Raw genomic sequence first — 24,821 nt, 5'->3', positions numbered from 1 at the left:
TACTAGGCAGGACTCTCCATGCACGCCAACCCGGCAATCAACCTCGAACACCAATTCTGCGCCCATAACTATTCGCCACTGCCGGTGGTCATCGTCAAGGGCGAGGGCGTCTGGGCCATTGGCGATGACGGCAAGCGCTACCTGGACATGATGTCGGCCTATTCCGCCGTGAGCCACGGCCATGTGCACCCGCGCATCCGCGCCGCCGCAGTGGCGCAGATCGACAAGATCAGCGTGGTGTCCCGTGCCTTCTACAGCGAGCCGCTGGGCAATTTCCTCAAAGCGTTGTGCCGCATCAGCGGTTTCGATTCCGCGTTGCCGATGAACAGCGGCGCCGAAGCGGTGGAGACCGCAATCAAGGCGGCGCGTCGCTGGGGCTATCGGGTCAAGGGCATCGCCGCGAACCAGGCAAAGATCGTGGTGGCCGACAACAATTTCCACGGACGCACCTCAACCATCGTCGGCTTCTCATCCGAGGCGGATTACAAGGCCGACTTCGGCCCGTTCTGCAACGGTTTCACCGAGGCACGCTTTGGCGATATCGAGAGTTTCCGCCAGGCGATCACGGCTGACACGTGCGCGGTGTTGATCGAACCGATCCAGGGTGAAGCGGGTATTCGTGTGCCGCCAGCCGGGTTCCTGTGCGAGTTGCGAAAACTGTGCGATGAGACCAATACCTTGCTGATCCTCGATGAGATCCAGTCGGGCCTGGGCCGTACCGGCAAGTGGTTTGCCTTCCAGCATGAAGGCATTCGCCCGGATGCGCTGATCCTCGGTAAAGCGCTGGGCGGTGGGATCATGCCGGTGTCGGCGTTTTTGGCGGATCACTGGATCATGGACCTGTTCGATGCCGGCAGCCACGGCTCGACCTTCGGCGGCAATCCGCTGGCCGCCGCCATTGGCCTGGAAGCCCTGAACGTACTGGAGGACGAAGGCCTGATCGACAACAGCGCGCAGCTCGGCCATTACCTGGTGGAACGCCTCAAGGCGATGAATGCCCCAGCGATCCTTGAGATCCGCGGGCGTGGGTTGTGGGTCGGTGTGGAGCTGGATCGTGATGCCCGGCCGATCTGCGAAGCCCTGCTTGCCGAAGGTTTGCTGACCAAGGAAACCCACGAAAACGTGCTGCGCATCGCGCCGCCGTTGTCCATCACCCGCGACGAACTGGATTGGGGCCTGGCCCGTATCGAACAGGTCTTTGCGCAGCTATGAATGAGCCGATCAACCATCTGCGCATCGACGGGCAGCGCTACGCCTATATCGACCTGTATAAACTGCTGACGCCTGCGCAATTGCACCGTCTGCCGTATTCACTGCGCACCCTGCTGGAAAACATCGCCCGGTGCGCCCCGGCCTCATTACCTGCCGTGCTGGCGCGCGCCACAGGCGAAGGGCCGGACTGCGAGGTGCCATTCCAGCCCAATCGCCTGATGTTCCACGACACCACATGCCTGCCGGCACTGGCGGACTTTGCCGGGATGCGCGATGTGGTGGCGGAGCTGGGCGGTGATCCGACGGCGGTGAACCCGGCCATTCCGGCGGTGCTGACCATCGACCATTCGGTGATTGTCGAGCACTACGCCGAAGCGGGGGCGGTTGAGGCCAACCTGGATATCGATTTTCGCCGCAACAGTGAGCGCTACCGTTTTATCAAGTGGGCTCAGGCCAGCCTGGACAACTTCAAGGTGATCCCGCCGGGCACGGGGATCATCCACCAGATGAACATGGAGTCCATCGCGCAGGTGGTGTGGGAAAGTCCCGCCGCTGACGGCGGCGTGCTACTGCACCCGGACTGCATGGTCGCCACCGACAGCCACACGCCGATGATCAATGCCATCGGTGTGTTGGGCTGGGGCGTGGGCGGGCTGGAAGGGCAGGCGGCAATGCTGGGCGAACCGGTGCCGATTCCGTTCCCGCAGGTGGTGGGGATTCGCGTGAGCAACGCCTTGCGTCCCGGCGTAACGGCGACAGACCTGGCGTTGACCGTGACCGAGTTGCTGCGTCGACGCAACATGGTCGGCAAGTTTGTCGAGTTCACCGGGCCGGGGTTGGCGTCGTTGAGTTGGGCGGCGCGAGGCACGGTGGCGAACATGGCGCCGGAGTATGGCGCGACAGTGGTGTTTTTCCCGTTTGATGACGAGACCTTGTCTTACCTTGAATTGAGCGCGCGCCCGGCGGCGCTGCTGGCCAAGGTCTCGGCCTATATGGCGGCGCAGTCGTTGTGGCGTCAAGAAGGGGAACCCGAGCCGCGTTTTGATGAATTGATCGAGCTGGACCTGGCGCAGGTGGAACCGAGCGTGGCCGGGCCGCATCAGCCCCATCAGCGTCAGTCGCTGGCGGCGGCCGGTGCTTCGTTTCATCAACACGTGCAAGGCGAGGCCGGGCAGCTGTTTTTCGAGCCATCGTTTGAGGCGCCGCTGACCCACGGCGCGGTGGTGATGTCGGCGATCACCAGTTGCACCAACACCGCCAACCCGGCGCAGATGATCCAGGCCGGGTTGCTGGCGCGTAATGCAAGGGCACGTGGCGTGGGGCGCAGGCCGTGGGTGAAGACCTCGCTGTCGCCGGGCTCGCGGGTGGTCGCGGACTATCTGGAAGCGGCAGGTTTGCTGAAGGATTTTGCTGCGCTGGGTTTTGACCTGGCGGGCTTTGGGTGCATGACCTGCATCGGTAACTCCGGCAGCCTGGAGGCGCATGTGGAGGCCTTCGCCGAGCAGGGGCTCAGGGGCGTGGTGGTGCTGTCGGGTAATCGCAATTTCGAGGGGCGGGTCAACCCGAAAGTCCCGGCCGGCTACCTGGCATCGCCCGCGCTGTGCGTGGCGTATGCGATTGCCGGGAGCATCGACATCGACCTGTCCAGCCAGCCACTGGCACTGGATACCCAGGGCAGACCGGTGTACCTGCATGAACTGATGCCCAGCGACGCCGATGTGTCGGCGCAAGTCTCTGACGTAGTGCGGCCGGCGTTGTTCCAGCAACGCAGTGAACTGCTCTGGCAGGGCACGCATCACTGGCAGGCGCTGGAAGCCGATGGCAGCGTGCAGTTTGCCTGGCATCCCGACTCCACCTACCTGCGCCGCCCGCAGTACCTGGCGGATGTTCAGGCGTTGCCGGCGACGCGCTTATCGGTGTGCAACGCCAGGGTGTTGGCGGTGTTGGGCGATAACGTCACCACCGACCATATCTCCCCAGCGGGTACTATCCCAGCGCAGAGCCTAGCCGGTGCCTGGCTGCGTGAAAGGGGCGAGGCCGAGGCGGATTTCAACCAGTACTCGACCCGGCGCAGCAACCACGAAGTGATGGTGCGCGGCGCCTTTACCAACCCGCGGCTGAACAACCTGTTGGACCCGACGCAAGCGCCGCGTCCAGGCGTGTGGGCGTGGAACGCCGACCATACGGACTATCAGCCGCTGTATCTGGCTGCGCAAAGCTACGTTGGTACGCCTACGGTGCTGTTTGCCGGGATTAACTACGGCGCTGGCTCCAGCCGCGATTGGGCGGCCAAGGTCCTCAGTTTGCTGGGCATCAAGGCGGTGGTGGCGCGCAGTATCGAGCGTATTCATCGCAGCAACCTGATCGGCATGGGGGTGTTGCCGTTGGTATTCAACGAAGGCGAGACGGTGCAGGACTTGGCACTGGACGGCAGCGAGCGCCTGACCTTCCTCGGCCTGGATAACCTGCAGGTGGGCGAAAACCCGATCACCCTGCAGATCGATCGCGCCGACGGTGGTCTCACCCAATGCAGTTTGGTATTGCGCCTCGACTCGCTGCAAGAGCTTGGTTACCTTGTGCACGGCGGCGTGCTGCCGTTTGTGATCCGCAAAACTGTGCAACGGACCCGCCAAGGAGCGCTCGATGATTGACCCCCGCGTACTGCAACAATTGGCCCCCGATGGCGTGCTGCGCGCCGCCATCAACTTCGGCAACCCGGTGCTGGCGCAACGCGGTGCGAACGCAGAGGCCCAAGGTGTTTCCGTGGCGCTGGCCAAGACGCTGGCTGCAGAGCTGGGTGTCGAGTTGGAGCTCATCACATTCGAGGCGGCGGGTAAGGTCTTCGCCGCCTTGTCCGAGGACGTCTGGCGCGTGGCGTTCCTAGCTATCGAGCCGGTGCGTGAAAAGGAAATAGCCTTCAGCGCGCCGTATGTAGCGATCAAGGGCACGTATCTGGTGGCGGCGGACTCACCGTTCACCGACGTTGCCCAGTTGGACGCGCCGGGCCGACGCATCGCCGTCGCCCAGGGTGCGGCGTACGATTTGTACTTGAGCCGCACCGTCGAGCATGCCGAGTTGGTACGCGCGCCGACCTCGGCCGCAGCGGTGGATTGGTTTATCGAACAAGGCTTGGATGCGGCGGCAGGGGTGCGGGACTTCCTGCAAACCCAGGTCACTGCGCAATGGCGCTTGGTGCAGGACGATTTCATGACCATCCGCCAAGCCATGGCCGTACCGGTGGCGCACGCAGCCGCTGCCGCGTTCGTCAGGTCCTTTGTCGAACGGCAGAAAGATAATGGCGGGGTGAAGCGAGGTCTGTTGGCCAGTGGCCAAAGCGCCGAACTACAGGCGACGTAGGAAGGACTTAACGATGCGTCGGGTGGCTTCGGTGGTGTCCAGATCATCCATGGCGCCATAGGGGTGCCACTGGCAGTCGATTATTTCATTGCAAGGTTTTGCATCGGCGATGTTCACCACCGACGCTTCGAACACGTGATGGACAGTGTCGCGGGCTTTCAACTCCTGCAAGTACAACAAGCCGTCCACATTCAATCCGGTTTCTTCTTCCAGCTCGCGTTCAGCCGCGCCAACCGGTCGCTCATTGCGTTCGACCTTGCCGCCCGGCAACGCCCATTTCGATCTGGCCTTGCGCACGAAGAGGATATGCCCCTCGTGTTCGCAAATGACCGTGGCCCGTATTTTCATCGTCTGTGCCCCCGCAGCGGGATGAGTGTCATAAAAGTGTAATGCAATTGTCATGCTAAGTGGTTATGGCGCTGACGTGTGGGGTTGTGGATACTGCCCGATTGATCAAAACGCACGAGGAGAGCAGATGAGCACCGTACGCTGGGGCATGATCGGCTGTGGCAGTGTCACTGAATTGAAGAGTGGACCCGCTTTCTACAAAGCGCCAGGTTCTGCGTTGGTGGCCGTGATGGGGCGTCGTGAAGAAGCGGTGCGCGATTATGCGACACGCCACGGCATTGCCCGCTTCTACACCGACGCTCAGGCCCTGATCAATGATCCCGAAGTGGATGCGGTGTATATCGCTACGCCACCCGACAGCCACCTCGAGTACAGCCTGATGGTGGCCGCCGCGGGCAAGCACTGCTGTGTCGAAAAGCCGATGGCGTTGAATGCCGAGCAAAGCGCATTGATGCAGCGCACCTTCGAGCGTGCCGGCCTGCACCTGTTTGTCTCGTATTACCGCCGCTCGCTGCCGCGTTTCCAGCAGGTGCGTCAGTGGCTGCAGGACGGGCGCATCGGCCAACTGCGCCACCTGACCTGGACCCTGTGCAAGCCACCAGGCGCCGACGATGCCAGTGCCGCCAATTGGCGCACCGACCCGCTCATCGCCGGTGGTGGTTACTTTGCCGACTTGGCCAGCCACGGGTTTGACCTGTTCCAGTACCTGGCCGGGGATATCGTCGAGGTCTCGGGCTTCACCGCGCGACAGGCCGGGCGCTACGCCGCCGAGGATGCGGTGACTGCCTGCTGGACGTTCGCGTCCGGCGCGCTGGGCATGGGCTGCTGGAACTTTGTCGCCGACCGCCGCGAAGACAAGGTCGAGCTGATCGGCAGCAAGGGGCGCATCACTTTTGCCGTATTCGAAGACCAGCCGCTGCGCCTTGAAGGCGAGGTGGACGAAGTGCTGGAGGTGCCTTGCCACGCGCATATCCAGTGGCATCACGTGCTGGCCATGAATGCCCATATTCGCGGGGAAGCCGAACACCCTTCCCAAGCGATCGAGGCGTTGAAGACCGATCGGATCCTCGACAAGGTGCTACAACGTAACCCCCATCATCCTGGGTAGGTGCGATAGGGTTCTGTTTTTTCGAGGAATAGACGGATGAAATACTGGATGATGGTGTGGCTGGTCATAGCCACCAGTGCAATGGCTGCGCCACGTGAGCAACGCCCGGCAGGGGATTTTGATTTTTATGTGTTGTCTCTGTCGTGGTCGCCCACGTTCTGCTTGACGCACCCGAACAACGAGCAATGCACAGGTAAAGGCTACGGCTTTGTATTGCACGGGTTATGGCCGCAGTACGCCCGTGGCGGGTGGCCGGCGTCGTGCGACCCGCAATCGCGGTTGTCGGCCGACGACTTGGCAAAGGGCGCGCTGATGTTTCCCACACAGGCGTTGCTCAAGCATGAGTGGGCCAAACACGGCACGTGCAGCGGCTTGGGGCCCACGCGTTACCTGGAAGCAACCGACGCAGCGCTGGCCACGGTGCAGATTCCGCAGCAACTGCAGCCCTTCAATGTGCCCAGTTACCTTGAGGCACAGGACATCGAACGGCTGTTCCGACAGAGCAACCCAGCCATGGGCGATCACAGTGTGGCGGTGATCTGCAAGGGCAAGGTGCTGTCCGAAGTGCGGGTGTGCCTGAGTAAGGAGCTGCGCTTTGCCGGCTGCCCCAAAAGTGTGAAGACCCAGTGTCGCGGCGGTGATATTCGCATTCCGGTTCAGCGCTGATCTGGCGTCTGTAGCGCGTGCAAGGCAATGGTCGCGGCGGCGTTGGCCTTTGACGCACCGGCGCGATCGGCCAGGTAACGTGCTGGCGGCTGGCCCACCGCCTTGCGGAACATGGTGATGAAGCCGCTGGCGTTCTCATAGCCCAGGTCCAGGGCGACCCGCTGCACACTGTCGCCCCTGGCCAGGCGTTGCAGTGACAGGATCACATGCAACTGCCGGCGCCAACGCCCGAAACTCAGGCCAAATTCTTCCAGCAACAGGCGGGTCATGCTGCGCTCGCTCATGCCGATGCGCACGGCCCACTGGCCGAGGGTGGCCTTATCGCCGGGGGCGGCCAGCAGGCTGTCGGCCAGGCGCCGCAAGCGCGGGTCCTGGGGCATTGGCAGGTGCAGGTCCTCGATGGGCGCCTGGGCCAGTTCGTCCAGCAGCGTGCGGATCAGGCGGCCCTGCGCGCCGTCCTCTTCGTACATCGGCGGGAAGCTTACGGCCTTGCTGATCAGTTCATGCAACAGGCCGGACACCGACAGTGTGCAGCATTGCGGGGGCAGGGCGCCGGCGGCGTCCGGGTCGATCAACAGGCAATACACCTGCGCTTCGCCGGAGCCGCGTGCGGCGTGGGACATGCCGCCGGGAATCCACAATGCGCACTGGGGCGGCACGATCCAGATGCCGGCCTCGATTTGACAATGAATCACCCCGCGCAGGGTGTACATCAACTGGCCCTTGCGATGGGAATGCGGGGCATGCTCCCAGCTCTCGGACGTGCTGGTGGCGCTCACGGCGATCACTGCACGCGGGAGCAGGTCGGCGTCCTTGACTCTGGAGGGGTCACGTTGATCGAGACGGTGGCGTTGCATGGCGGCTTCAAGCTTGGCTGAATTGCGAAACATTCTGGCTATTCTGTGCAATGCCGTCTAGTGGGGTGGTCGTTATAGTGAGATACATTCTCAACAAGGAGATTTGCCATGCGACTCGACAGCTCAACATTCCCAGTGGTGAAAATCGTCTTCGACGCACCCAACGAGGGCGGGCCGGAGGATGCCTTCCTGGTCTTCGAAAGCCTGCTGGCCCGTCAGAAACCCTTCCTGTTGCTGCACGAGAAGTCCGTGGATGAGAACAACCACGAACATTCTCATGAGGAGCGCAAGCAAGCGTCGATCTGGATGAAGAAAAACAAGCAGGCGTTGCGCACCTACGTCAAAGGCATGATCCAAGTCGAGCCCAGCCCCGCGCAACGCCTGGCACTCAAGCCGTTTGCCGTAATGTTCGGCAAGGCCTGGGGCTACCCGCTGCTGGTGGTGGAATCCAAGGATCGCGCCTGGGCGCTGGCGCGGGATGTGCTGGATGAGCGGGTGTCGGATGTGGCGCATTTCTAAGCAGCGCTACAGACCTCTTGTGGGAGCTGGCTTGCCTGCGATGGCGGACTGTCAGTTAATACAACGCTACCTGATACACCGCCATCGCAGGCAAGCCAGCTCCCACAGTTCGATCGGTGGCGAGACTCAATCCACGCAAATCGCTCGGCCGAGCTTGCCTTTTTCCACCGTCGCCGAGCAGCCGAAGTGGCTGTTATCTACCTGGCACGCGCCTGTCACCGGGCCATTGCCAGTTTGGGTGGTGACACTGGTCTGGCACTCGCCATCACACTGACTAGAGTCGGTACACGCCTTGCCTGCATCCTTGTACGGCGTGATGCACTTCCAGCTCTGCAACTTGCCGACTTGCTTCATGGTGCCGCCGCCGGCCAGGCACGTCGACGCAGCGGAGTCTTGGGCGGGTGGCGTGGTGGGCGCGGTCGTGGTGCAAGCCGATACCAACAGCAGGGCGGCCAGGCCGATCATCAATTTCATGCAAAAGTCCTCATAGGGTAAGCGCAGCGGTGCAGTGTACGGGCAATTGGACTACTTTGATTGACGAGCGATCCCTACCCGGTACTTACCCATGCACACGTTATGGAAGCGGTATTTGGCCTTGCTGGAAAACGATCTGAGCACACAGATTTTCGACAACGTGAAAAACCTGCTGGTGTGTGCGCTGTTGTTTGCGGCGGGGACCAACACGCTCGTGGGCCACCAGGACCTGTTTATCGGGGTGTTTGCCTCCAGCGTGGCCGGCTGGGGGTTGATTGTGCTGTCGACGCTGTTGATGCTGTTGAACGTCAGCGATGGCATCCGTCGATTGGCCAAGCTGCGTTATCACTTGGCGCTACAGCTGTTGTTGATCCTCGTGTATCTGGTGGTGGCCGAGCGGGTGGTAGAGATTGTGTGGGGCTTCCGCGCGCATTGAAGTATCCTCCGCGCCCCGCTTATCACTGATTCAAAGACAGATGACAGGACAAGACATGCAGGCGCTGCTGGACTCGATCCTTGACGAAGTTCGTCCACTGATCGGCCTCGGCAAAGTCGCCGACTACATCCCCGCGCTCGCCGATGTACCCGCCAACCAGATCGGCATCGCCGTGTACGGCAACGACGGCTCCGCCTACCGCGCCGGTGACGCCGATACATTGTTCTCGGTGCAGAGCATTTCCAAGGTGTTCAGCCTGGTGCAAGCCATCGACCACGGCGGCGAAACCATCTGGGAACGCCTGGGCCACGAGCCTTCCGGGCAGCCGTTCAACTCCATGGTGCAGCTTGAATTTGAACGCGGCCGCCCGCGTAACCCGTTCATCAATGCCGGCGCGCTGGTGATCTGCGACATCAACCAATCGCGCTTCGCCGTGCCGATCTTGTCGATGCGTGATTTCGTCCGGCGCCTGTCGGGCAACCCGCAGATCCTGGTCAACAGCATCGTCGCGGAATCCGAGGCGCAACACGGTGCGCGCAACGCGGCCATGGCGTATCTGATGAAGTCGTTCGGTAACTTCCACAACGATGTGGATGCGGTGTTGCATAGTTACTTCAACTACTGCGCGTTGCAGATGAGCTGCCTGGATCTGGCGCGGGCGTTCAGCTTCCTGGCCAACGAAGGCGTGAGCGCTCACAGCGGCGAGCAGATCCTCACCGCGCGCCAGACTAAACAAGTCAACTCGATCATGGCCACCAGCGGGCTGTATGACGAGGCGGGCAATTTTGCCTATCGCGTGGGGTTGCCGGGCAAGAGCGGGGTAGGGGGCGGGATCGTCGCGGTGGTGCCGGGGCAGTTTACGGTGTGCGTGTGGTCACCGGAGTTGAACGCGGCGGGGAACTCGCTGGCGGGAATGAAAGCGTTGGAGTTGTTGAGTGAGCGGATTGGGTGGTCGGTGTTTTGAGAGATCGAATGGGAAGCGCGTAAACACCGGGTCGCACGGCGGGGTGAGGACACGGGACACACATTGAGGTAAAGTCGAATCTGCGTTCGACGCTTGAGGTGATCTATGCTAACCGCCATTGATCCGCCCCCGTCCTGAGCCGGAGACCAGCATGTCACGTAAAAAAGTTAAGCCACAAATCACCGAAGCGCAGATTCTTGCTCAAGAATCGAGTATTCCCTCTATTGCAGCCAAGGCATTCAGAGATGCCTACGAGGTTGCCCTTTCCAAGGGCGAATCTGTGCTTGTGGTCCGTGCCGGCCAGCTGGTGAAAGTTTCAAATACAGAAACGTTCGTTATCCGCCCCGTGGAAACCTACGGCACTCTCAAGGCGGGCACCCGCTTGAAAACCAAGAAGTCTCTCTTGGATCGACGGTCTACCCAGGCGCAGATTCAGGCTTGAGTACCACCCCCAGGGGCCGGATGTTCGCCGGACCGAACGGGAGTGGAAAGAGCACGTTCAACTCGAAAGTTCCGGCTCATTTGCTGGTGAACTACATCAACCCTGATGCAATTGAGTTGAGCGTCCGCGAAACGGGAGCTTTTGAATTCGCTGCATTTGGCCTCGATCAATATGCCAGACGGGCGATTCCGTTCTTACGCGGTCATACGCTACTTTGAAATTTCCCGATTCCCTTGCCAAATTGGAAGACTTAGTCGTGGACGGCGATCGAATCGCTTTTCCCTCAAGGCAGGTGGACTCCTATATAGCCTCTGCGTTGTCTGACTTTGTTCGAGTTTCTTTGATTGAAGAACGGGTGAGTTTTACCTTTGAAACCGTCATGTCAGATAGCAGCAAGATAGAGTTGCTGCGGCAGGCGAAAGCAGCTGGGTATCGGGTATACGTTTACTACGTCGCCACTGCGGATGCCGATATCAATGTTGCGCGGGTTGCGTATAGGGCATCAATCGGGGGACATGATGTTCCTGCGGACAAAATTCGCTCTCGTTACAAGCGCTCGCTGGAAAATCTCTCCGACGCTGTATTGCTTTCAAACAGAGCTTATATCTTTGATAACTCGCAAGACGGTGAGCCTAGTTTCGCTCAGCTTGCGGAAATTACCGAAGGTGAGGATATCGATATCGTTTCGGATACGCAGCCTGCCTGGTTTCAGCAATACGTGATCGATAAGTTGACGTAGAAGGTGAGACGCCTTCTTTTACGTAATGTGCTCATCGAACTATGCCCTTCGCGGTCGTACCAATAAGTCGATCATTAAATAAATCGCACCGGCCGTAATTGCGATATCAGCAATATTGAACACGCCGGTATGTGTCGGCCCTACATTCAACACCATGTAGTCGACGACATGCCCGTCACGAAAGACGCGGTCGATCAGGTTGGCGATACCGCCCAACGCAATTGCGTACAGCGGCAAGACTTTACGCAGCGATTGGCTCCAGTTGGAAAGTGACCACCCCATCGCCCAAGCCACCACGACCGCCACACCCACGATAAAGATCAGCTGTTTGACCTGCGCCGGTAGTGCAGCGCCCAGGCTGAGGAAGGCGCCTGGGTTCAGGCTCAGTTCCAGCGCGAGGTTGATTGGGCTGGCGCCGAATTTGAAGCTGTTGGCCTGCAGTGAAACCAAGGCCAGTAGTTTGACGAGTTGGTCTATGGCAATAAAGGCGATGCCTGCGAAGAGGGCAAAGGTGCGGCTTCGCAGTAGGGACGACATGCTCAAGCGGTAACTTCCTGTTCCGGGTCGATCGATAAGGCGTCCGAAGATAGCTCAGGCGCCTTATGTCGTCTACGTTCAGGCGGTTGGATGAGCGTCATCCAATGCCTTGTTCACTAAAAGTTGCACACCTTCCAGCAGACGGCAGATGCCCAGCGCCCTCGCCACAGGGGGGCTCAGGGGCGATTAAGAGTCTGTGTTCCGCCCCTTGGACCGTCTCTTCGGCACCGGCAAAATCATGCTGGTCTCTCCCTGATACTGCCGATATCTATCACCAAACAACACCACCAGGTCCCTCTCTTCAAAGTAAGCACCGATAAAGAGATAGACCGTCAGGCCCATCGAGAACAGTAAATGCCCGACCGTCATGTCAGTCGTAGCCCAGAAGGCAATCAGGAACCCCAGGTACAGCGGGTGACGAACGAGCTTGTACAACAGTGGGGTCCTGAACACGGGCGCGTGTTGCGTTGTGTCGCGCCAGCGGTCAATTGCTTGCTTGAGCCCGAACAGTTCGAAATGGCTGATCAACAGCGTCGCCAGTAAGACAATGGCCCATCCCATCCAGAACAGCCCCGTTATCAAGGCACTGGCCCAAGGTATTTCGACACGCCATACCGGGAAGTTGATGGGGTACCACAGCCAGAACATCACCCCCAGTACCAGACTGCTGAGCAACACATAGGTGGAACGTTCAGCCGCCGTCGGAATGGGTGCGGTCAGCCGGCTCTTGAAGCTTTTACGCGCCATCAGACTGTGCTGGAGACCAAACAGGATAACCAGCAAACCATCGACTAATGCTGCCAGTGGCCAGTCGATGAGTGGCCCATCGTTGATGTTCTTGGGCACCGCGATGCTACCCACGAAGCCAATCAGGTAAAGGAATGTGACCAGGAAAACCAAGTAGCAACCGAGGCTATACACCAGCCCGACCACGCGTACCGACAGGTTGTAGGCGTTTTTTTGCGGGTTCATGGACGATTCCTTTCGCGCATGGTGAACGGGGGGCCAGTCGAGAAATGAGCTCGACTGGCTCAGACTAGCGGAGTGTGTGGGTTGGGTAACCTGTGAGTGTTGACAGTTCTTTAGAGTATTTGGCGATTCAACCGATGTTCAACCGATCCAGCAGGCTGTACCAAGCCACCCCAGCCCCAATATAAAACCGCTGCAACCCATGCATCGGCAAGCGCTGCAACGCCGTCACCGGGTAGGCAAATTCTGCCTTGCCGTCACACAACCGTCCCGCCAATTGCTGTCCAAGGCTGGTACACAACGCAATCCCACGGCCATTGCAACCCAGTGCCAACGTGAGCCCCGGTGCCGGTTCGTGGACATGGGGCATGAAGTCGCGGGTGATTGCGATACGCCCAGCCCAACGGTATTCGAATTCCAATGGCCCCAACTGCGGAAACAGCAGTGCCAACGAACGCTCCAGATGAGCAAAATCCGTGGGCGAAGTGGGATCGTTGAACAGCCCGCGTCCGCCCATCAGCAAGCGCCCATGGCTGTCTTTGCGAAAGTACAGCAGCAGCCTTTGTGCGGTGGAAACGGTTTCCTGGCCCGGCAAAATACTTTCGGCCGCGTGCCCCGTCAAAGGCTTGGTGGCGACGATGAAACTGTTCGCAGCGAGGATGCTTTGCGCCATGCCCGGCCACAGGTTGCCGCTGTATCCATTAGTCGCGAGTACCACTTGGTCGGCGGTCACCTGCGCCCCGGAGGCGGTCTGCAATTGCCAGCCGGACCCCTGACGCTGCAACCCCGTCACCGCACTCTGTCCATGAATCCTTGCACCCGCCGCCAACGCCGCACCGACCAACCCACGAGCATACGCCAACGGCTGAATCGCCCCGGCCCGGCCGTCCAGCCAGCCACCGGCAAAGGCGTCACTGCCCATCCGCGAAGCCACCGCTGCTGCATCCAACCGCTGCACCGGCACACCCCGCCGGGCCCACTGATCTGCCCGCACGTGCAACCCGGCGACGCCTTTTTCGCTGTACGACACCTGCATCCAGCCCTTGCGTACCGGCGCGCAATCGATGCCGTGCTTTTCGATCAGCTTGAACACCAGGTCGGCCGAACTCGAAATAGTCGAGATCAATGGCTCTGCGCGCGCCGATCCGTACATTTGCACCAGTTGCTCCGGGTCATATTTGAGCGTCGGGTTGACCTGCCCACCGTTGCGCCCGGACGCACCCCAACCCGGTTCGTTAGCTTCCAGTACACACACGCTCACGCCACGCTCGGCCAAATGCAGCGCCGTCGACAAGCCTGTATAGCCAGCCCCGACAATCGCCACATCCACCTTCACCGACTCGCTCAACGCAGGTGTCCGCACCACCGAAGGCGCGGTCGCTGACCACAATGACTTCATGACAGGCTCCGCGTATCGCCAGTGGGGTGCAGCACTCGCCGTAGGAAGTCCTGGGTCCTCGGATGCTGCGGATTGCCCAGCACCTGTTCAGCTGCGCCGCTTTCGACGATGTAGCCGCCGTGCAGGAAGCACACGCGGTCGGCCACTTCCCGCGCAAAACCCATTTCGTGGGTGACCACGATCATGGTCATGCCTTCGTCGGCGAGGGTGCGCATCACCGCCAGCACATCGCCCACCAGTTCCGGGTCGAGGGCGGAGGTGGGTTCGTCGAACAGCATCGCCTCGGGTTTCATCGCCAGGGCGCGGGCGATGGCCACGCGTTGCTGCTGGCCACCGGAGAGTTGTTCCGGGTAAGCGTCGGCCTTGGCGCTCAGCCCGACTTTTTCCAGCAGCACCAAGGCTTCCTCACGGGCCTGTTGCGCAGGTTCGCCTTTGACGTACACCGGGCCTTCCATGACGTTTTCCAGCACGGTGCGGTGGGGGAACAGGTTGAAGCGCTGGAACACCATGCCCATGCGGCTGCGCAGGGCGTGCACGGTCTTACTGCCGCGCTGTACGGTTTCGCCGAACACATGGATGTGCCCACCGTCATAGGCTTCCAGCGCATTGATGCAGCGCAGCAAGGTGGATTTGCCCGAGCCCGAGGGGCCGATCAGGCACACCACTTCACCCTTGGCCACGTCCAGGTCGACACCGTGCAGCACGCGGTGGCTGCCGTAGTGTTTTTGCAGTTGGCGAATCTCGATCATGCTTTTTTCCTCCGGCCCAGGTGCTGTTCCATGCGACGCAGGCCATACACCAGCGGCAGGCTCATCAGCAGGTAGAGCAGGGCGACCAGGGTGTAGACGGTCATGTTCTGGAAGGTCGACGTCGCAATCAGCTGGCCCTGGCGGGTCATCTCGGCGACGGTGATGGTGGAGACCAGCGACGAGTCCTTGAGCATCATCACCAGGGTGTTGCCATACGGCGGCAGGGCGATGCGAAACGCTTGCGGCAGGATCACCCGACGCATCATCAGCGCCGAGCGCATCCCTAAGGCTTCGGCGGCTTCACGCTGGCCCTGTTCGACGGCAATGATGCCGGTGCGGAAGTTCTCGGCCTGGTACGCCGAGTAAGCGATGCCCATGCCGATCACGCCTGCGTAGAACGCGGTGAGGTGCACGCCCATGTCCGGCAGCACAAAGTAGATGTAGAACAGCTGCACAATGATCGGCAGGCCACGGATCACGTTGATGATAGTGCTGGCTGTCCACGACAGCGCGCGGATCGGCGACAGCTTGAGCAACGCCAGCACCAGGCCGATCGCGCTGCTGAGTAGGAACGACAGGACGGTAATCTGGATAGTCACCCAGGCGCCTTGCAGCAGGATCGGCAAGAAGTCCTGGGCGTTTTGCAGGAACTCGGCCGGGTTCATGGACGCACCTGGGTATCAAGTCCCCACTTCTTGAGGATGCTGTCGAGGGTGCCATCTGCCTTGATGCTGGCGATGGCTGTATTCAAGCGTTCGAGGGTTTGCGCATCGCCCTTGCGCACCACCAGGCACACTTCGCCGACGTTGGTAGGCTTGTAGTCGGGGGCCAGTTTCACGCCTTTGAACAGTTTCTGGCGGATCTGGTAGGCAACCACGGGCTGGTCTCCCACGGCGGCCTTGATGCGGCCCAGGGACAGGTCGCGGACCATCTCGCCGATGGAGTCATAGGTGCGGATCTCCTTGAAGATCCCGAGCTTGTTCAACTGGTCGTAGAAGACGGTTCCGGCCTGCACGCCGACCACTTGGTCCTTGAGGGGCGTGAGGTCGGGGTAGGCCGTGTTGTCGTCGGCATTGATGATCAGGCCTTCACCGTAGGCATACACCGGGGCGCTGAAGTCGACCACCTTGGTGCGCTCTTCGGTCTTGAGCATGCCGGCGGAAATGAAGTCGAGCTTGCCGGACGTGAGGGAGGGGATCAGCGCGGCGAAGTTGGTCTGCTCGATCTGGCTGGTGAACCCGCCAGCCTTGCCCAGGGCCTGGGCCACATCGACCATCACGCCCTGGATACTGTTGCTCTTGATGTCGAGGAAGGTAAACGGCGAGCCACTGGCCGTTGCACCGACTTTGTACGAGGACGCACTGTCTGCGTGCGCGGCGCTGACACAAAAGGCGGCGCACAAACCGAAGGCAAGGCGGCGAAACAAGGGCGAAAGACTGTTCATCGGGTTACTCCAGAAGGAAAACGGATCGTCAGTACCGCGAGCGGTTATTGATGAAATCGCAAGCTCTGTGCCATTTCGATTGATAAAAATCGATATTAGCTATCAAAAATAGAAAAAATGAACCAGTCGTATCGATATGCGATTTTTAATGGTCTATTTTTGTCATTTAAGGTAGAAATATCGCCACGCCTGATCGACCTGACCGCGAGTCCGCCATGTCCGAAGAACGCAACAGTCTGCACAACCAATCCCTGGAAAAAGGCCTGTCGGTGCTCAAGGCATTCAGCGCGCAGCGCCGTAGCATGAGCCTTGCAGAGGTGGCCGAAGCCGCCGGCATGACCAAAAGCTCGGCCCAGCGCATGGTGTTTACCCTGGAAAGCCTGGGTTACCTTCGGAAACACTCCCGCACACGGCATTACCAACTCACACCCCGGGTGCTGGAGTTGGGCTTCAGTTACCTGGATGCGCATTCGTTGATCGAAGTGGCCAACCCGTTTCTGTCGGAGCTGACGCGGTTGACCGGCGAGACGTCATGCCTCACCGAGCCTGCGGGCTACGACATGACCTATATCGCGCGTTTCGTCAGCTCAGGGTTTGTGCCGGTGCACATGCCGATTGGTTCGCGGGTGCCGATGTATTGCACGGCGTCGGGAAGGGCGTATTTGAGCGCGTTGCCGCAGGAGGAGGCGTTGGTGTTGATTGAAAACAGCCAGCGCATTGCGCACACCAGCCAGACGTTGACTGACGTCGGGCAGATTCTGGAATCGTTGCAACAGGTGCGCGAGCAGGGCTACGCGGTGAATGGCCAGGAGCTGTTCCTGGGCGATATGACCATCGGTGCGCCAGTGCTGGGCGCCAATGGCCGACCCGTGGCGGCGGTGCATGTGGTGGCGCCGACCAGTCGGTGGAGCAGGGCGGATGCCGAGCGGCAGCTGGCGCCGGCGTTGTTGCAGTGTTCGCGGGCGTTGAGCAATTCGGCACGGAACCTCGAGTAACTCCACTCTCACATCCGCTGCAGATCAACTGTAGGAGCCGGCTTGCCGGCGATAGCGGTGTGTCAGCTGATGCATTTGTTACTGACCCAACGAAATCGCCGGCAAGCCGGCTCCTACAGTGGCCGTGTGTGCCCAAAACAAAAAATGCGCCCCTAGGAGCGCATTTTTTTGGTCAGCGAGCGCTTATCAGGCAATCGCATCCCAAGCCCGATCACCGTTCTCGTCTTTAATGCGAGTCGGCAACCCCATCACGTCCAGCGCTTTCAGGAACGGCTCGGCCGGCAGTTCCTCGACGTTGGCCATGTGCTTCACATCCCACTCGCCACGGGCAACCAGCAGCGCAGCGGCTACGGGTGGCACGCCTGCGGTGTAGGAGATGCCCTGGCTGTCGGTTTCGGCAAAGGCTTCTTCATGGCAGGCCACGTTGTAGATGAACATCTCGTGGGGCTGGCCATTTTTGGTGCCTTTGACCAGGTCACCGATGCAGGTCTTGCCGGTGTAGCCAGGGGCGAGCGAAGACGGGTCGGGCAGCACGGCCTTGACCAGTTTCAACGGCACGACTTCCAGGCCTTCGGCGGTGGTGACCGGCTTTTCGGAGAGCAGGCCGAGGTTTTTCAGCACGGTGAACACGTTGATGTAGTGCTCGCCGAAGCTCATCCAGAAACGCACGTTGGGCACGTCGAGGTTTTTCGACAGTGAGTGCACTTCATCGTGGCCGGTGAGGTAGAGGTTCTGCGAACCGACGACCGGCAGGTCATCAGTGCGTTTGACTTCGAACATGGTGTTGCTGGTCCACTGGCTGTTCTGCCAGCTCCACACCTGTCCGGTGAACTCGCGGAAGTTGATTTCCGGGTCGAAGTTGGTGGCGAAGTATTTGCCATGGGAGCCGGCATTGACGTCGAGAATATCGATCGAATCAATGCGGTCGAAATGCTGTTGCTGCGCCAGCGCGGCATACGCGTTGACGACACCTGGGTCGAAGCCCACGCCAAGGATGGCGGTGATGTTCTTCTGTTTGCACTCTTCCAGGTGGTTCCATTCGTAGTTGCCGTACCACGGCGGGGTCTCGCAGACCTTGCCCGGCTCTTCGTGGATGGCGGTATCGAGGTAGGCAACGCCCGTGTCGATGCAGGCGCGCAGCACCGACATGTTGAGGAACGCGGAACCCACGTTGATGACGATCTGCGATTCGGTCTCGCGGATCAGGGCCTTGGTCGCTTCCACGTCCAGGGCGTTCAGCGCGAAGGCTTGGATGTCGGCGGGAATCTTGAGGCTACCCTTGGCCTTGACGCTGTCGATGATGGCCTGGCATTTGGAGATGTTGCGCGACGCGATAGCAATACGACCGAGTTCGTCGTTGTGCTGCGCGCACTTGTGGGCCACCACCTTGGCGACACCTCCTGCACCAATGATAAGAACGTTCTTTTTCAATTGCTTTATCTCTCCTTTATCCGCCAGCTTACGAAAGGCTGGACAGGTAGTCGTCGTAACCAAATTCACGAACCACCTCGACTGTACCGTCGAGTTGTTTCACTACGATGGACGGCATTTTCAGGCCGTTGAACCAGTTTTTCTTGACCATGGTGTAGCCTGCGGTGTCGATGAACGACAGCCGATCGCCGATGGCCAGCGGACGATCAAATTGATACTCGCCGAAGATGTCCCCGGCCAGGCAGGATTTGCCGCACACCATGAAGGTGTGTTCACCGTCGCTTGGCGCCAGCTTGGCGTTGAGGCGGTAGATCAGCAGGTCCAGCAGGTGGGCTTCGATGGAGCTGTCCACGACGGCGAGGTGCTTGCCGTTGTAGAGGGTGTCTAGCACGGTGACTTCCAGGGAGGCGCTGTTGGTGATCGCCGCTTCGCCGGGTTCCAGGTACACCTGCACGCCGTACTTTTCGGAGAACGCCTTCAGGCGCGCGCAGAACGCGTCCACCGCATAGTCGTCACCGGTGAAGTGGATGCCGCCGCCGAGGCTGACCCACTCGACCTTGTGCAGCAGCGCGCCGAAGCGTTCTTCGATGGTGCCGAGCATTTTGTCGAACAGGCTGAAATCGCCGTTCTCGCAGTTGTTGTGGAACATGAAGCCGGAGATCTGTTCGATCACGCCTTCGATCTTCACGGGGTCCCATTCGCCCAAACGGCTGAACGGACGCGCCGGGTCGGCCAGCAGGTAGTCGGAGCTGCTCACCTGTGGGTTGACGCGCAGGCCACGGGTCTTGCCCTCGGAACGTTCGGCAAAACGCTGCAGCTGGCTGATCGAGTTGAAGATGATCTTGTCGCAGTTATCCAGCATCTCTTCGATTTCATCGTCGGCCCAGGCCACGCTGTAGGCGTGTGCCTCGCCTTCGAACTTCTGGCGGCCGAGCTTGAGCTCATACAGCGACGACGAGGTGGTGCCGTCCATGTATTGCTGCATCAGGTCGAACACCGACCAGGTGGCAAAGCACTTGAGCGCCAGCAACGCCTTGGCGCCGGACTTTTCGCGCACGTAAGCAATCTTCTGCATGTTGACCAGAAGCTTCTGTTTATCGATGAGGTAGTACGGCGTTTTGATCATTTTTGAGAGCCTGCGGCGGTGCCTGCCAAAAAAGGACACGCATTGTGCCCGCACTTGGATCGAATCGAAAGGTTAGTGGGCGGATTTTGCTGCCCTTGGTTTACGAGCGTAGCGCTGGAGTGTGACTGTTCAGGGGCTGACACCGTTTTTTTGTAGTGAGCGGGCTTGCCCCGCGCTGGGGGGCGAAGCCGCCCTAAATCCAGGCACCACGATTTTTCTGGAGCTGCGCGACGTCCTTATTGGGGTGGCTTCGCCACCCAGCGCGGGGCAAGCCCGCTCACCACAGGTGCATAGCAGCAGTCCTTGGATGACATCAAATCGTCATGTTCTCGGCACTGAACTGCCACATTCCCCCGCTACTGTCCTCGCCAATGAGATCGATCTCAAGCGAGTGACAATGACTGACCTGAAAGACGTAGCCCGGCTGGCGGGCGTATCCCGCGCCACCGCCGCCCGCACTTTTGCTTCTCCCGACCAGGTGCGCCCGACTACCCGGGAGCAGGTGTTCGCCGCCGCCCGTGAGCTGGGTTTTCGCCCCAATCTGCTGGGCCGCCAACTGCGCCTGCAAACCACCCAGTTGATTGGCGTGGTGGTGCCCAATCTGCTCAATCCGGTGTTTGCTGAACAATTCCAGGCCATGGAGCGCGCCGCCCGGGCGCGGGGCTACAGCCTGTTGCTGGCGACTACCGACTACAGCAGCGAACGCGAATGCATTGTGGTGGAAGAATTGTTGCGCCAGCGCGTCGATGGCCTGGTGCTGACGGTCACTGATGCCGAGAGCAACAGCGTGCTCAGCAGCTTGAACACCGAACAAACCCCATTCGTGCTGGCTTATCACCAACCGAGCAACCCCAACTACAGCGCCGTGTCGGTGGACAACCGCGCAGGCATGGCCCTGGCCACGCGTTATCTGCTGGAAGCCGGCCATCGACGCATCAGCATGGTCGCCGGCCCTGCGCTGCAATCCGACCGTGCCCGCCTGCGCTACGCCGGTTATTGCGATGCAATGCGCGAATACGCTCTCGACCCCCGCCCGGTGATTGAAATGCCGGCTCACACCCAGGCCGAATTCACCGCCATCGCACCTTTTCTGCAGGGCGCCGAAGCACCCACCGCACTGGTGTGCTCCAACGATTTCCTGGCGATCAGCCTGATCGCCGAACTGCGCCGCAACGCCTGGAACGTGCCCGAACAGCTGTCGGTGATGGGCTTCGACGGCATCAGCCTCGGCACCCAGATGCACCCAACCCTGTGCAGCGTGGTGCAACCCATCGCCTTGCTGGCCAGCACCGTGATTGACCAACTGCTGGCGCAAATCGCCGGCAACGCCCCGACGTCCCATTGCCTGCCTTGCCATATCCGGCCGGGCGACAGTACTCAACCCCACGAGGAAACCCTTGATGCGCGCACTCAGTAAAACCCTGGCAGCCGTGCTGCTGTGCGGTGCGGCCAGCCTGGCCCAGGCCGCCGAAACCGCGATCTGCTACAACTGCCCGCCGGACTGGGCCGACTGGGGCACCCAGCTCAAGGCCATCGCTGCCAGCACAGGCGTGCAGGTGCCGCTGGACAACAAGAACTCCGGCCAGTCGCTGGCGCAATTGGTGGCGGAAAAAGCCGCCCCGGTCGCTGACGTCGTTTACTACGGCGTGACCTTCGGCCTGCAGGCGCAAAAAGCCGAGGTGGTCGGCACCTACAAGCCCAAGGCCTGGGACCAGATCCCCGCTGGCCTCAAGGACCCGGCCGGCCATTGGTTCGCGATCCACTCCGGCACCTTGGGCATCATGGTCAACGTCGACGCGCTCGGTGGTTTGCCGGTGCCGCAAAGCTGGGCCGATCTGCTCAAGCCTGAGTACAAAGGCATGGTCGGTTACCTCGATCCCTCCAGCGCCTTCGTTGGCTACGTCTCGGCTGTGGCGATCAACCGCGCCCTGGGCGGTGACCTCGACAACTTCGCCCCCGCCATCGACTACTTCCAGAAGTTGGCGAAGAACGCGCCCATCGTGCCCAAGCAAACCGCCTATGCGCGGGTGCTGTCCGGTGAGTTGCCGATCCTGGTGGACTACGACTTCAACGCCTACCGCGCGCGCTACAAAGACAAAGCCAACGTCGACTTTGTGATCCCGAAGGAAGGCAGCATCAGCGTGCCCTACGTGATGAGCCTGGTGGCCAACGCACCGCACCGCGCCAATGCGCAAAAGGTCCTCGACTTCGTGTTGTCGGACGAAGGCCAGGCACTCTGGGCCAAGGCCTACCTGCGCCCTGTGCGCCCGATGAAAATGCCGGCTGACGTGGCCGCACAGTTCCTGCCCGACAGCGACTATGCCCGCGCCGGGGTGGTGGACTACGAAAAAATGGCCGCAGTGCAGGAAGCCTTCGCCGCCCGTTACCTGAACGAGGTCAAGTAAGTGGCAGCATCGGCAAAACATGCCGCCTGGGCGTTGGCCCCGGCCTTTGCGGTGCTGCTCGCGTTCTGGCTGCTGCCGCTGGCGCACTTGATGGTGCTCGGCGCCGAGAGCCGCGACAGCAACGGCAGCGGTTACTGGCAGGTGCTCAGCAGCGCGCAGTACCTGGGCAGCCTTGGGCAAACGCTGGTCCTGGCCGTGGTGGTGACGCTGGTGGCGCTGGTGATCGGCGGCATCAGCGGCGTGTTCCTCGCCCGGCACCAGTTTTTCGGGCGCTCGGCACTGGTGGCGTTGCTCACTTTTCCTTTGGCCTTTCCCGGTGTGGTGGTGGGCTTCCTGGTGATTCTGCTGGCAGGGCGTCAAGGTTTGCTGGCCTCACTGGGCCTGCAACTGGCCGGTGAACGATGGATCTTTGCCTACTCGTTGGCAGGGCTGTTCGTGGGCTACCTGTACTTCTCGATTCCACGGGTGATCCTCACGGTGATGGCCGCTTGCGAGAGCCTTGATCGTAGCCTGGAAGAAGCTGCGCACTCCCTGGGCGCCGGGCATTGGCGCGTGGTGTGCGACGTGATCGTGCCGGGCCTGGCGCCCGCATTGGCGTCCTGCGGGGCGATCTGTTTTGCCACGTCCATGGGCGCCTTCGGCACGGCCTTTACCTTGGGCACGCGACTGAATGTCACCCCGGTGGCGATCTACAACGTATTCACCAACTACGCCAACTTTGCCGTGGCTGCCGCGCTGTCGGTGGTGCTCGGCGCGGTGACCTGGGCCGTGTTGCTGCTCACGCGGCGCCTGGTGAAAAACGCGGGGACTGTGCTGTGAAGCGCTCATCGTTGTTTGTGCTGCAACTGCTGTTCACCCTGCTGGTGTGCGCCTTCATGTTGGTGCCGGTGCTGATGTCGTTGCTGGCGGGTTTGACCCGCAACTTCTTCGTCGGTCTGTCCAGTGGCTTGACCTTCGATTGGCTGATCCAGGTGTGGCAGGCCTATTCGCCCACCGTGTGGTTGTCGCTGCAATTGGCGCTGGCCTGCGCGGTGTGTGTCTGCGTGATTGGCGTGCCGGCGGCCTACGCCCTGGTGCGGATGAACAACCGCTTCAGCCGCGTCTTCGAAGAATTGATGGTGCTGCCGGTGGCGATGCCGGGGTTGGCCAGTGCGTTGGCGTTGCTGCTCACCTACGGCCAGTTCGGCAGCTTTCGCAGCAGTTGGGCGTTCATCCTGGTCGGGCATGTGCTGTTCACCTTGCCATTCCTGGTACGCCCGGTGATGGCGGTGATGCAACGCCAGCAACTGCCAGTGCTGGAAGAAGCGGCGGCCAGTCTCGGTGCGGGTCCCATCAAGCGCTTTTTCAGTGTGGTGGTACCCAACTGCCGCGCAGGAATCCTGGCCGGTGTGCTGATGGTAGTGACCTTGTCCCTGGGTGAATTCAACCTGACCTGGATGCTCCACACCCCCATGACCAAGACGCTGCCCGTGGGCCTGGCCGACAGCTATGCCTCGGCGCGCCTGGAAATCGCCAGCGCCTACACCCTTATCTTTTTGCTGATGATCGTGCCGCTGCTGGTTGCGCTGCAGGCCATCAGTGCCCGTTTGTCCCGTGGAGAGCGTCGATGACCGCTATCACTATCCGCCTGCAAGGCTGTCGCAAGGCGTTCGCCGACGGCACCGTGGCCGTGCATGACTTGAACCTGACCGTCGAAGGCGGCGAAACCCTGGCGATCCTCGGCCCGTCCGGCTGTGGCAAAACCACCACCTTGCGCCTGATTGCCGGCCTGGAGCGCCCGGATCTGGGCCAGGTGTTGTTTGGCGATCAGGACGTGACGCGCCTGCCCATCGAGCGACGTGACGTGGGCATGGTGTTCCAGAACTACGCGTTGTTTCCCAACCTGGATGTGGCGGGGAACATCGTCTACGGCTTGAAGATTCGCGGGATGTCGGTGACTGAGCGCAACAAGCGCTGCGACGAGTTGCTTGAGCTGGTGGGCTTGCAGCATCACGGCAAGCGCAGCATCCATGAACTCTCCGGTGGTCAGCGTCAGCGCGTGGCCCTGGCCCGTGCCTTGGCGCCGCGTCCGAAAGTGCTGTTGCTGGATGAACCTTTGGCGGCCCTCGACGCGCAATTGCGCGAACGCCTGCGCAGCGAACTGAGTGAACTGCTGCGCGGCCTTGGCATCACCTCGGTGTTCGTCACCCACGACCAGGGCGAAGCCATGGCCCTGGGCGACCGCATCCTGGTCATGGAGCACGGCCGTGTCGCACAACTGGCCAGCCCGCGTGACATCTACCAGAAACCCGCCAACGCCTTCGTCGCGGGCTTCGTCGGCAACCTCAATGCCTTCACCGTGATCGAGCCTTCGGCCCATGGCTTGAAAGTCTGCGGCGGCGAGTTGCCGTGGCAGGCCGCCGAGCGGCCCAGCACGGTTTATTGCCGTCCCGAACACCTGAAGGTGATGGAGGGAGAAGGGCACTTGCACGGCCATCTGTTGGCGCAGTTTTTCCAGGGCGCACAAAGCCGTTTGCTGGTGGATGTGGGCGGCCCGCAACCGCTGCTGGTCGACAGCAGCGACAACCAGCTGTACGCCGTCGGAGCGCCGATTGCCCTGGCGATTGCGCCACACATGTTGTTCACCCTGAATGCTTGAGAATCT

At 60.9% G+C, this 24,821-nt stretch carries 27 protein-coding genes and 1 pseudogene; 16 read left to right on the top strand and 12 right to left on the bottom strand.

The genetic code is table 11. From position 1 onward, the window contains the following. Positions 1-18: 18 nt before the first annotated feature. From rocD to RB216_RS16065, 3 genes are read left to right on the top strand one after another with little or no spacing between them, the layout of a single operon-like run. Positions 19-1,212 carry an ornithine--oxo-acid transaminase gene (rocD, locus tag RB216_RS16075; protein WP_122554799.1) on the top strand — a complete coding sequence of 398 codons (1,194 nt, stop codon included), beginning with the start codon at positions 19-21 and terminating at the stop codon, positions 1,210-1,212. Then, entirely contained in the window at positions 1,209-3,863 is a 2,655-nt protein-coding gene (gene acnA, locus RB216_RS16070) for an aconitate hydratase AcnA (RefSeq protein WP_308907540.1), read from the top strand. Before rocD ends, acnA begins: the two co-directional genes overlap by 4 nt. Further along, positions 3,856-4,569: a transporter substrate-binding domain-containing protein gene (locus tag RB216_RS16065; protein ID WP_028616565.1), complete on the top strand. Its 714-nt coding sequence runs from the start codon at positions 3,856-3,858 to the stop codon at positions 4,567-4,569. The genes acnA and RB216_RS16065 overlap by 8 nt, the downstream gene beginning before the upstream one ends. Here RB216_RS16065 and RB216_RS16060 read toward each other — a convergent pair. Beyond that, positions 4,555-4,917, bottom strand: coding sequence for an NUDIX hydrolase (locus RB216_RS16060; RefSeq protein WP_028616564.1), 363 nt, complete (start codon positions 4,915-4,917; stop codon positions 4,555-4,557). The genes RB216_RS16065 and RB216_RS16060 overlap by 15 nt on opposite strands. A gap of 127 nt (positions 4,918-5,044) precedes the next feature. Here RB216_RS16060 and RB216_RS16055 point away from each other — a divergent pair, with 127 nt between their 5' ends. Together RB216_RS16055 and RB216_RS16050 are read left to right on the top strand one after the other, a co-directional pair. Beyond that, complete coding sequence (locus tag RB216_RS16055) at positions 5,045-6,025, top strand: Gfo/Idh/MocA family protein (protein ID WP_021491604.1); 981 nt, start codon at positions 5,045-5,047, stop codon at positions 6,023-6,025. Positions 6,026-6,061: 36 nt separating this feature from the next. Then, positions 6,062-6,691 carry a ribonuclease T2 family protein gene (locus RB216_RS16050; RefSeq protein ID WP_028616562.1) on the top strand — a complete coding sequence of 210 codons (630 nt, stop codon included), beginning with the start codon at positions 6,062-6,064 and terminating at the stop codon, positions 6,689-6,691. Here RB216_RS16050 and RB216_RS16045 read toward each other — a convergent pair. Then, positions 6,682-7,548 carry an AraC family transcriptional regulator gene (locus RB216_RS16045; RefSeq protein ID WP_032864164.1) on the bottom strand — a complete coding sequence of 289 codons (867 nt, stop codon included), beginning with the start codon at positions 7,546-7,548 and terminating at the stop codon, positions 6,682-6,684. The two genes, RB216_RS16050 and RB216_RS16045, sit on opposite strands and share 10 nt — an antisense overlap. Before the next feature lie 108 nt (positions 7,549-7,656). On the opposite strand from RB216_RS16045, the gene RB216_RS16040 reads away from it, so the two are divergent. After that, entirely contained in the window at positions 7,657-8,067 is a 411-nt protein-coding gene (locus tag RB216_RS16040; RefSeq protein WP_308907539.1) for a hypothetical protein, read from the top strand. 126 nt (positions 8,068-8,193) lie between these two features. On the opposite strand, the gene RB216_RS16035 is transcribed toward RB216_RS16040, so the two are convergent. Then, entirely contained in the window at positions 8,194-8,541 is a 348-nt protein-coding gene (locus RB216_RS16035) for a hypothetical protein (protein ID WP_028616559.1), read from the bottom strand. 91 nt (positions 8,542-8,632) lie between these two features. Between RB216_RS16035 and RB216_RS16030 the strand changes: the two genes are divergently transcribed. From RB216_RS16030 to RB216_RS16015, 4 genes are all read left to right on the top strand, one after another. Next, positions 8,633-8,977, top strand: coding sequence for a hypothetical protein (locus tag RB216_RS16030; RefSeq protein WP_068936388.1), 345 nt, complete (start codon positions 8,633-8,635; stop codon positions 8,975-8,977). A gap of 55 nt (positions 8,978-9,032) precedes the next feature. Next, the gene (gene glsB, locus RB216_RS16025) at positions 9,033-9,941 is read left to right on the top strand and encodes a glutaminase B (RefSeq protein WP_028616557.1); all 909 of its coding nucleotides are present in this window, start codon (positions 9,033-9,035) and stop codon (positions 9,939-9,941) included. Positions 9,942-10,092: 151 nt separating this feature from the next. Continuing rightward, a complete protein-coding gene (locus RB216_RS16020) occupies positions 10,093-10,383 on the top strand; it encodes a hypothetical protein (RefSeq protein WP_308907538.1) in 291 nt (96 codons plus the stop codon). 214 nt (positions 10,384-10,597) lie between these two features. Continuing rightward, positions 10,598-11,122 carry an ATPase gene (locus RB216_RS16015; RefSeq protein WP_308907537.1) on the top strand — a complete coding sequence of 175 codons (525 nt, stop codon included), beginning with the start codon at positions 10,598-10,600 and terminating at the stop codon, positions 11,120-11,122. Positions 11,123-11,161: 39 nt separating this feature from the next. Here the strand turns inward: RB216_RS16015 and RB216_RS16010 are convergent, their stop codons facing one another. The 7 genes and pseudogenes from RB216_RS16010 to RB216_RS15985 form a co-directional block, all read right to left on the bottom strand. Beyond that, positions 11,162-11,665, bottom strand: coding sequence for a signal peptidase II (locus tag RB216_RS16010; protein ID WP_308907536.1), 504 nt, complete (start codon positions 11,663-11,665; stop codon positions 11,162-11,164). Between the two features lie 72 nt (positions 11,666-11,737). Then, positions 11,738-11,818: pseudogene (locus tag RB216_RS29985) on the bottom strand (DUF6124 family protein); the annotation flags it as partial. A 27-nt stretch (positions 11,819-11,845) separates the two neighbouring features. After that, positions 11,846-12,631, bottom strand: a complete 786-nt coding sequence (gene mddA / locus RB216_RS16005; protein WP_308907535.1) for a methanethiol S-methyltransferase — start codon at positions 12,629-12,631, stop codon at positions 11,846-11,848. Positions 12,632-12,758: 127 nt separating this feature from the next. Further along, the gene (locus RB216_RS16000) at positions 12,759-14,027 is read right to left on the bottom strand and encodes an NAD(P)/FAD-dependent oxidoreductase (protein WP_028616553.1); all 1,269 of its coding nucleotides are present in this window, start codon (positions 14,025-14,027) and stop codon (positions 12,759-12,761) included. Further along, a complete protein-coding gene (locus RB216_RS15995) occupies positions 14,024-14,776 on the bottom strand; it encodes an amino acid ABC transporter ATP-binding protein (RefSeq protein ID WP_028616552.1) in 753 nt (250 codons plus the stop codon). Before RB216_RS15995 ends, RB216_RS16000 begins: the two co-directional genes overlap by 4 nt. Next, entirely contained in the window at positions 14,773-15,441 is a 669-nt protein-coding gene (locus tag RB216_RS15990) for an amino acid ABC transporter permease (RefSeq protein WP_308907534.1), read from the bottom strand. The genes RB216_RS15995 and RB216_RS15990 overlap by 4 nt, the downstream gene beginning before the upstream one ends. After that, on the bottom strand, positions 15,438-16,220 hold the full coding sequence (locus RB216_RS15985) for an ABC transporter substrate-binding protein (RefSeq protein WP_028616550.1): 783 nt from the start codon (positions 16,218-16,220) through the stop codon (positions 15,438-15,440). The genes RB216_RS15990 and RB216_RS15985 overlap by 4 nt, the downstream gene beginning before the upstream one ends. Before the next feature lie 215 nt (positions 16,221-16,435). Here RB216_RS15985 and RB216_RS15980 point away from each other — a divergent pair, with 215 nt between their 5' ends. After that, positions 16,436-17,215, top strand: coding sequence for an IclR family transcriptional regulator (locus tag RB216_RS15980; RefSeq protein WP_028616549.1), 780 nt, complete (start codon positions 16,436-16,438; stop codon positions 17,213-17,215). A 186-nt stretch (positions 17,216-17,401) separates the two neighbouring features. On the opposite strand, the gene RB216_RS15975 is transcribed toward RB216_RS15980, so the two are convergent. Both RB216_RS15975 and RB216_RS15970 read right to left on the bottom strand, forming a co-directional pair. Continuing rightward, positions 17,402-18,646 (bottom strand): saccharopine dehydrogenase family protein, encoded by a 1,245-nt coding sequence (locus RB216_RS15975; RefSeq protein WP_028616548.1) that lies wholly within the window; start codon positions 18,644-18,646, stop codon positions 17,402-17,404. Positions 18,647-18,674: 28 nt separating this feature from the next. Continuing rightward, positions 18,675-19,772 carry a carboxynorspermidine decarboxylase gene (locus RB216_RS15970; protein ID WP_308907533.1) on the bottom strand — a complete coding sequence of 366 codons (1,098 nt, stop codon included), beginning with the start codon at positions 19,770-19,772 and terminating at the stop codon, positions 18,675-18,677. A gap of 397 nt (positions 19,773-20,169) precedes the next feature. Here RB216_RS15970 and RB216_RS15965 point away from each other — a divergent pair, with 397 nt between their 5' ends. From RB216_RS15965 to RB216_RS15945, 5 genes are read left to right on the top strand one after another with little or no spacing between them, the layout of a single operon-like run. Beyond that, positions 20,170-21,189: a LacI family DNA-binding transcriptional regulator gene (locus RB216_RS15965; RefSeq protein ID WP_122684727.1), complete on the top strand. Its 1,020-nt coding sequence runs from the start codon at positions 20,170-20,172 to the stop codon at positions 21,187-21,189. Continuing rightward, positions 21,173-22,177 (top strand): ABC transporter substrate-binding protein, encoded by a 1,005-nt coding sequence (locus RB216_RS15960; protein WP_308907532.1) that lies wholly within the window; start codon positions 21,173-21,175, stop codon positions 22,175-22,177. Before RB216_RS15965 ends, RB216_RS15960 begins: the two co-directional genes overlap by 17 nt. Beyond that, positions 22,178-22,996, top strand: coding sequence for an ABC transporter permease (locus tag RB216_RS15955; RefSeq protein WP_028616544.1), 819 nt, complete (start codon positions 22,178-22,180; stop codon positions 22,994-22,996). Beyond that, positions 22,993-23,787, top strand: a complete 795-nt coding sequence (locus tag RB216_RS15950) for an ABC transporter permease (protein WP_308907531.1) — start codon at positions 22,993-22,995, stop codon at positions 23,785-23,787. The genes RB216_RS15955 and RB216_RS15950 overlap by 4 nt, the downstream gene beginning before the upstream one ends. After that, the gene (locus RB216_RS15945; RefSeq protein ID WP_305381286.1) at positions 23,784-24,815 is read left to right on the top strand and encodes an ABC transporter ATP-binding protein; all 1,032 of its coding nucleotides are present in this window, start codon (positions 23,784-23,786) and stop codon (positions 24,813-24,815) included. Before RB216_RS15950 ends, RB216_RS15945 begins: the two co-directional genes overlap by 4 nt. Positions 24,816-24,821 lie beyond the last annotated feature (6 nt).

Origin of the sequence: Pseudomonas canadensis, from assembly GCF_030980095.1 — a bacterium.
GTDB lineage: Bacteria > Pseudomonadota > Gammaproteobacteria > Pseudomonadales > Pseudomonadaceae > Aquipseudomonas > Aquipseudomonas canadensis.
This window is presented reverse-complemented; position numbering and strand designations above follow the sequence as displayed.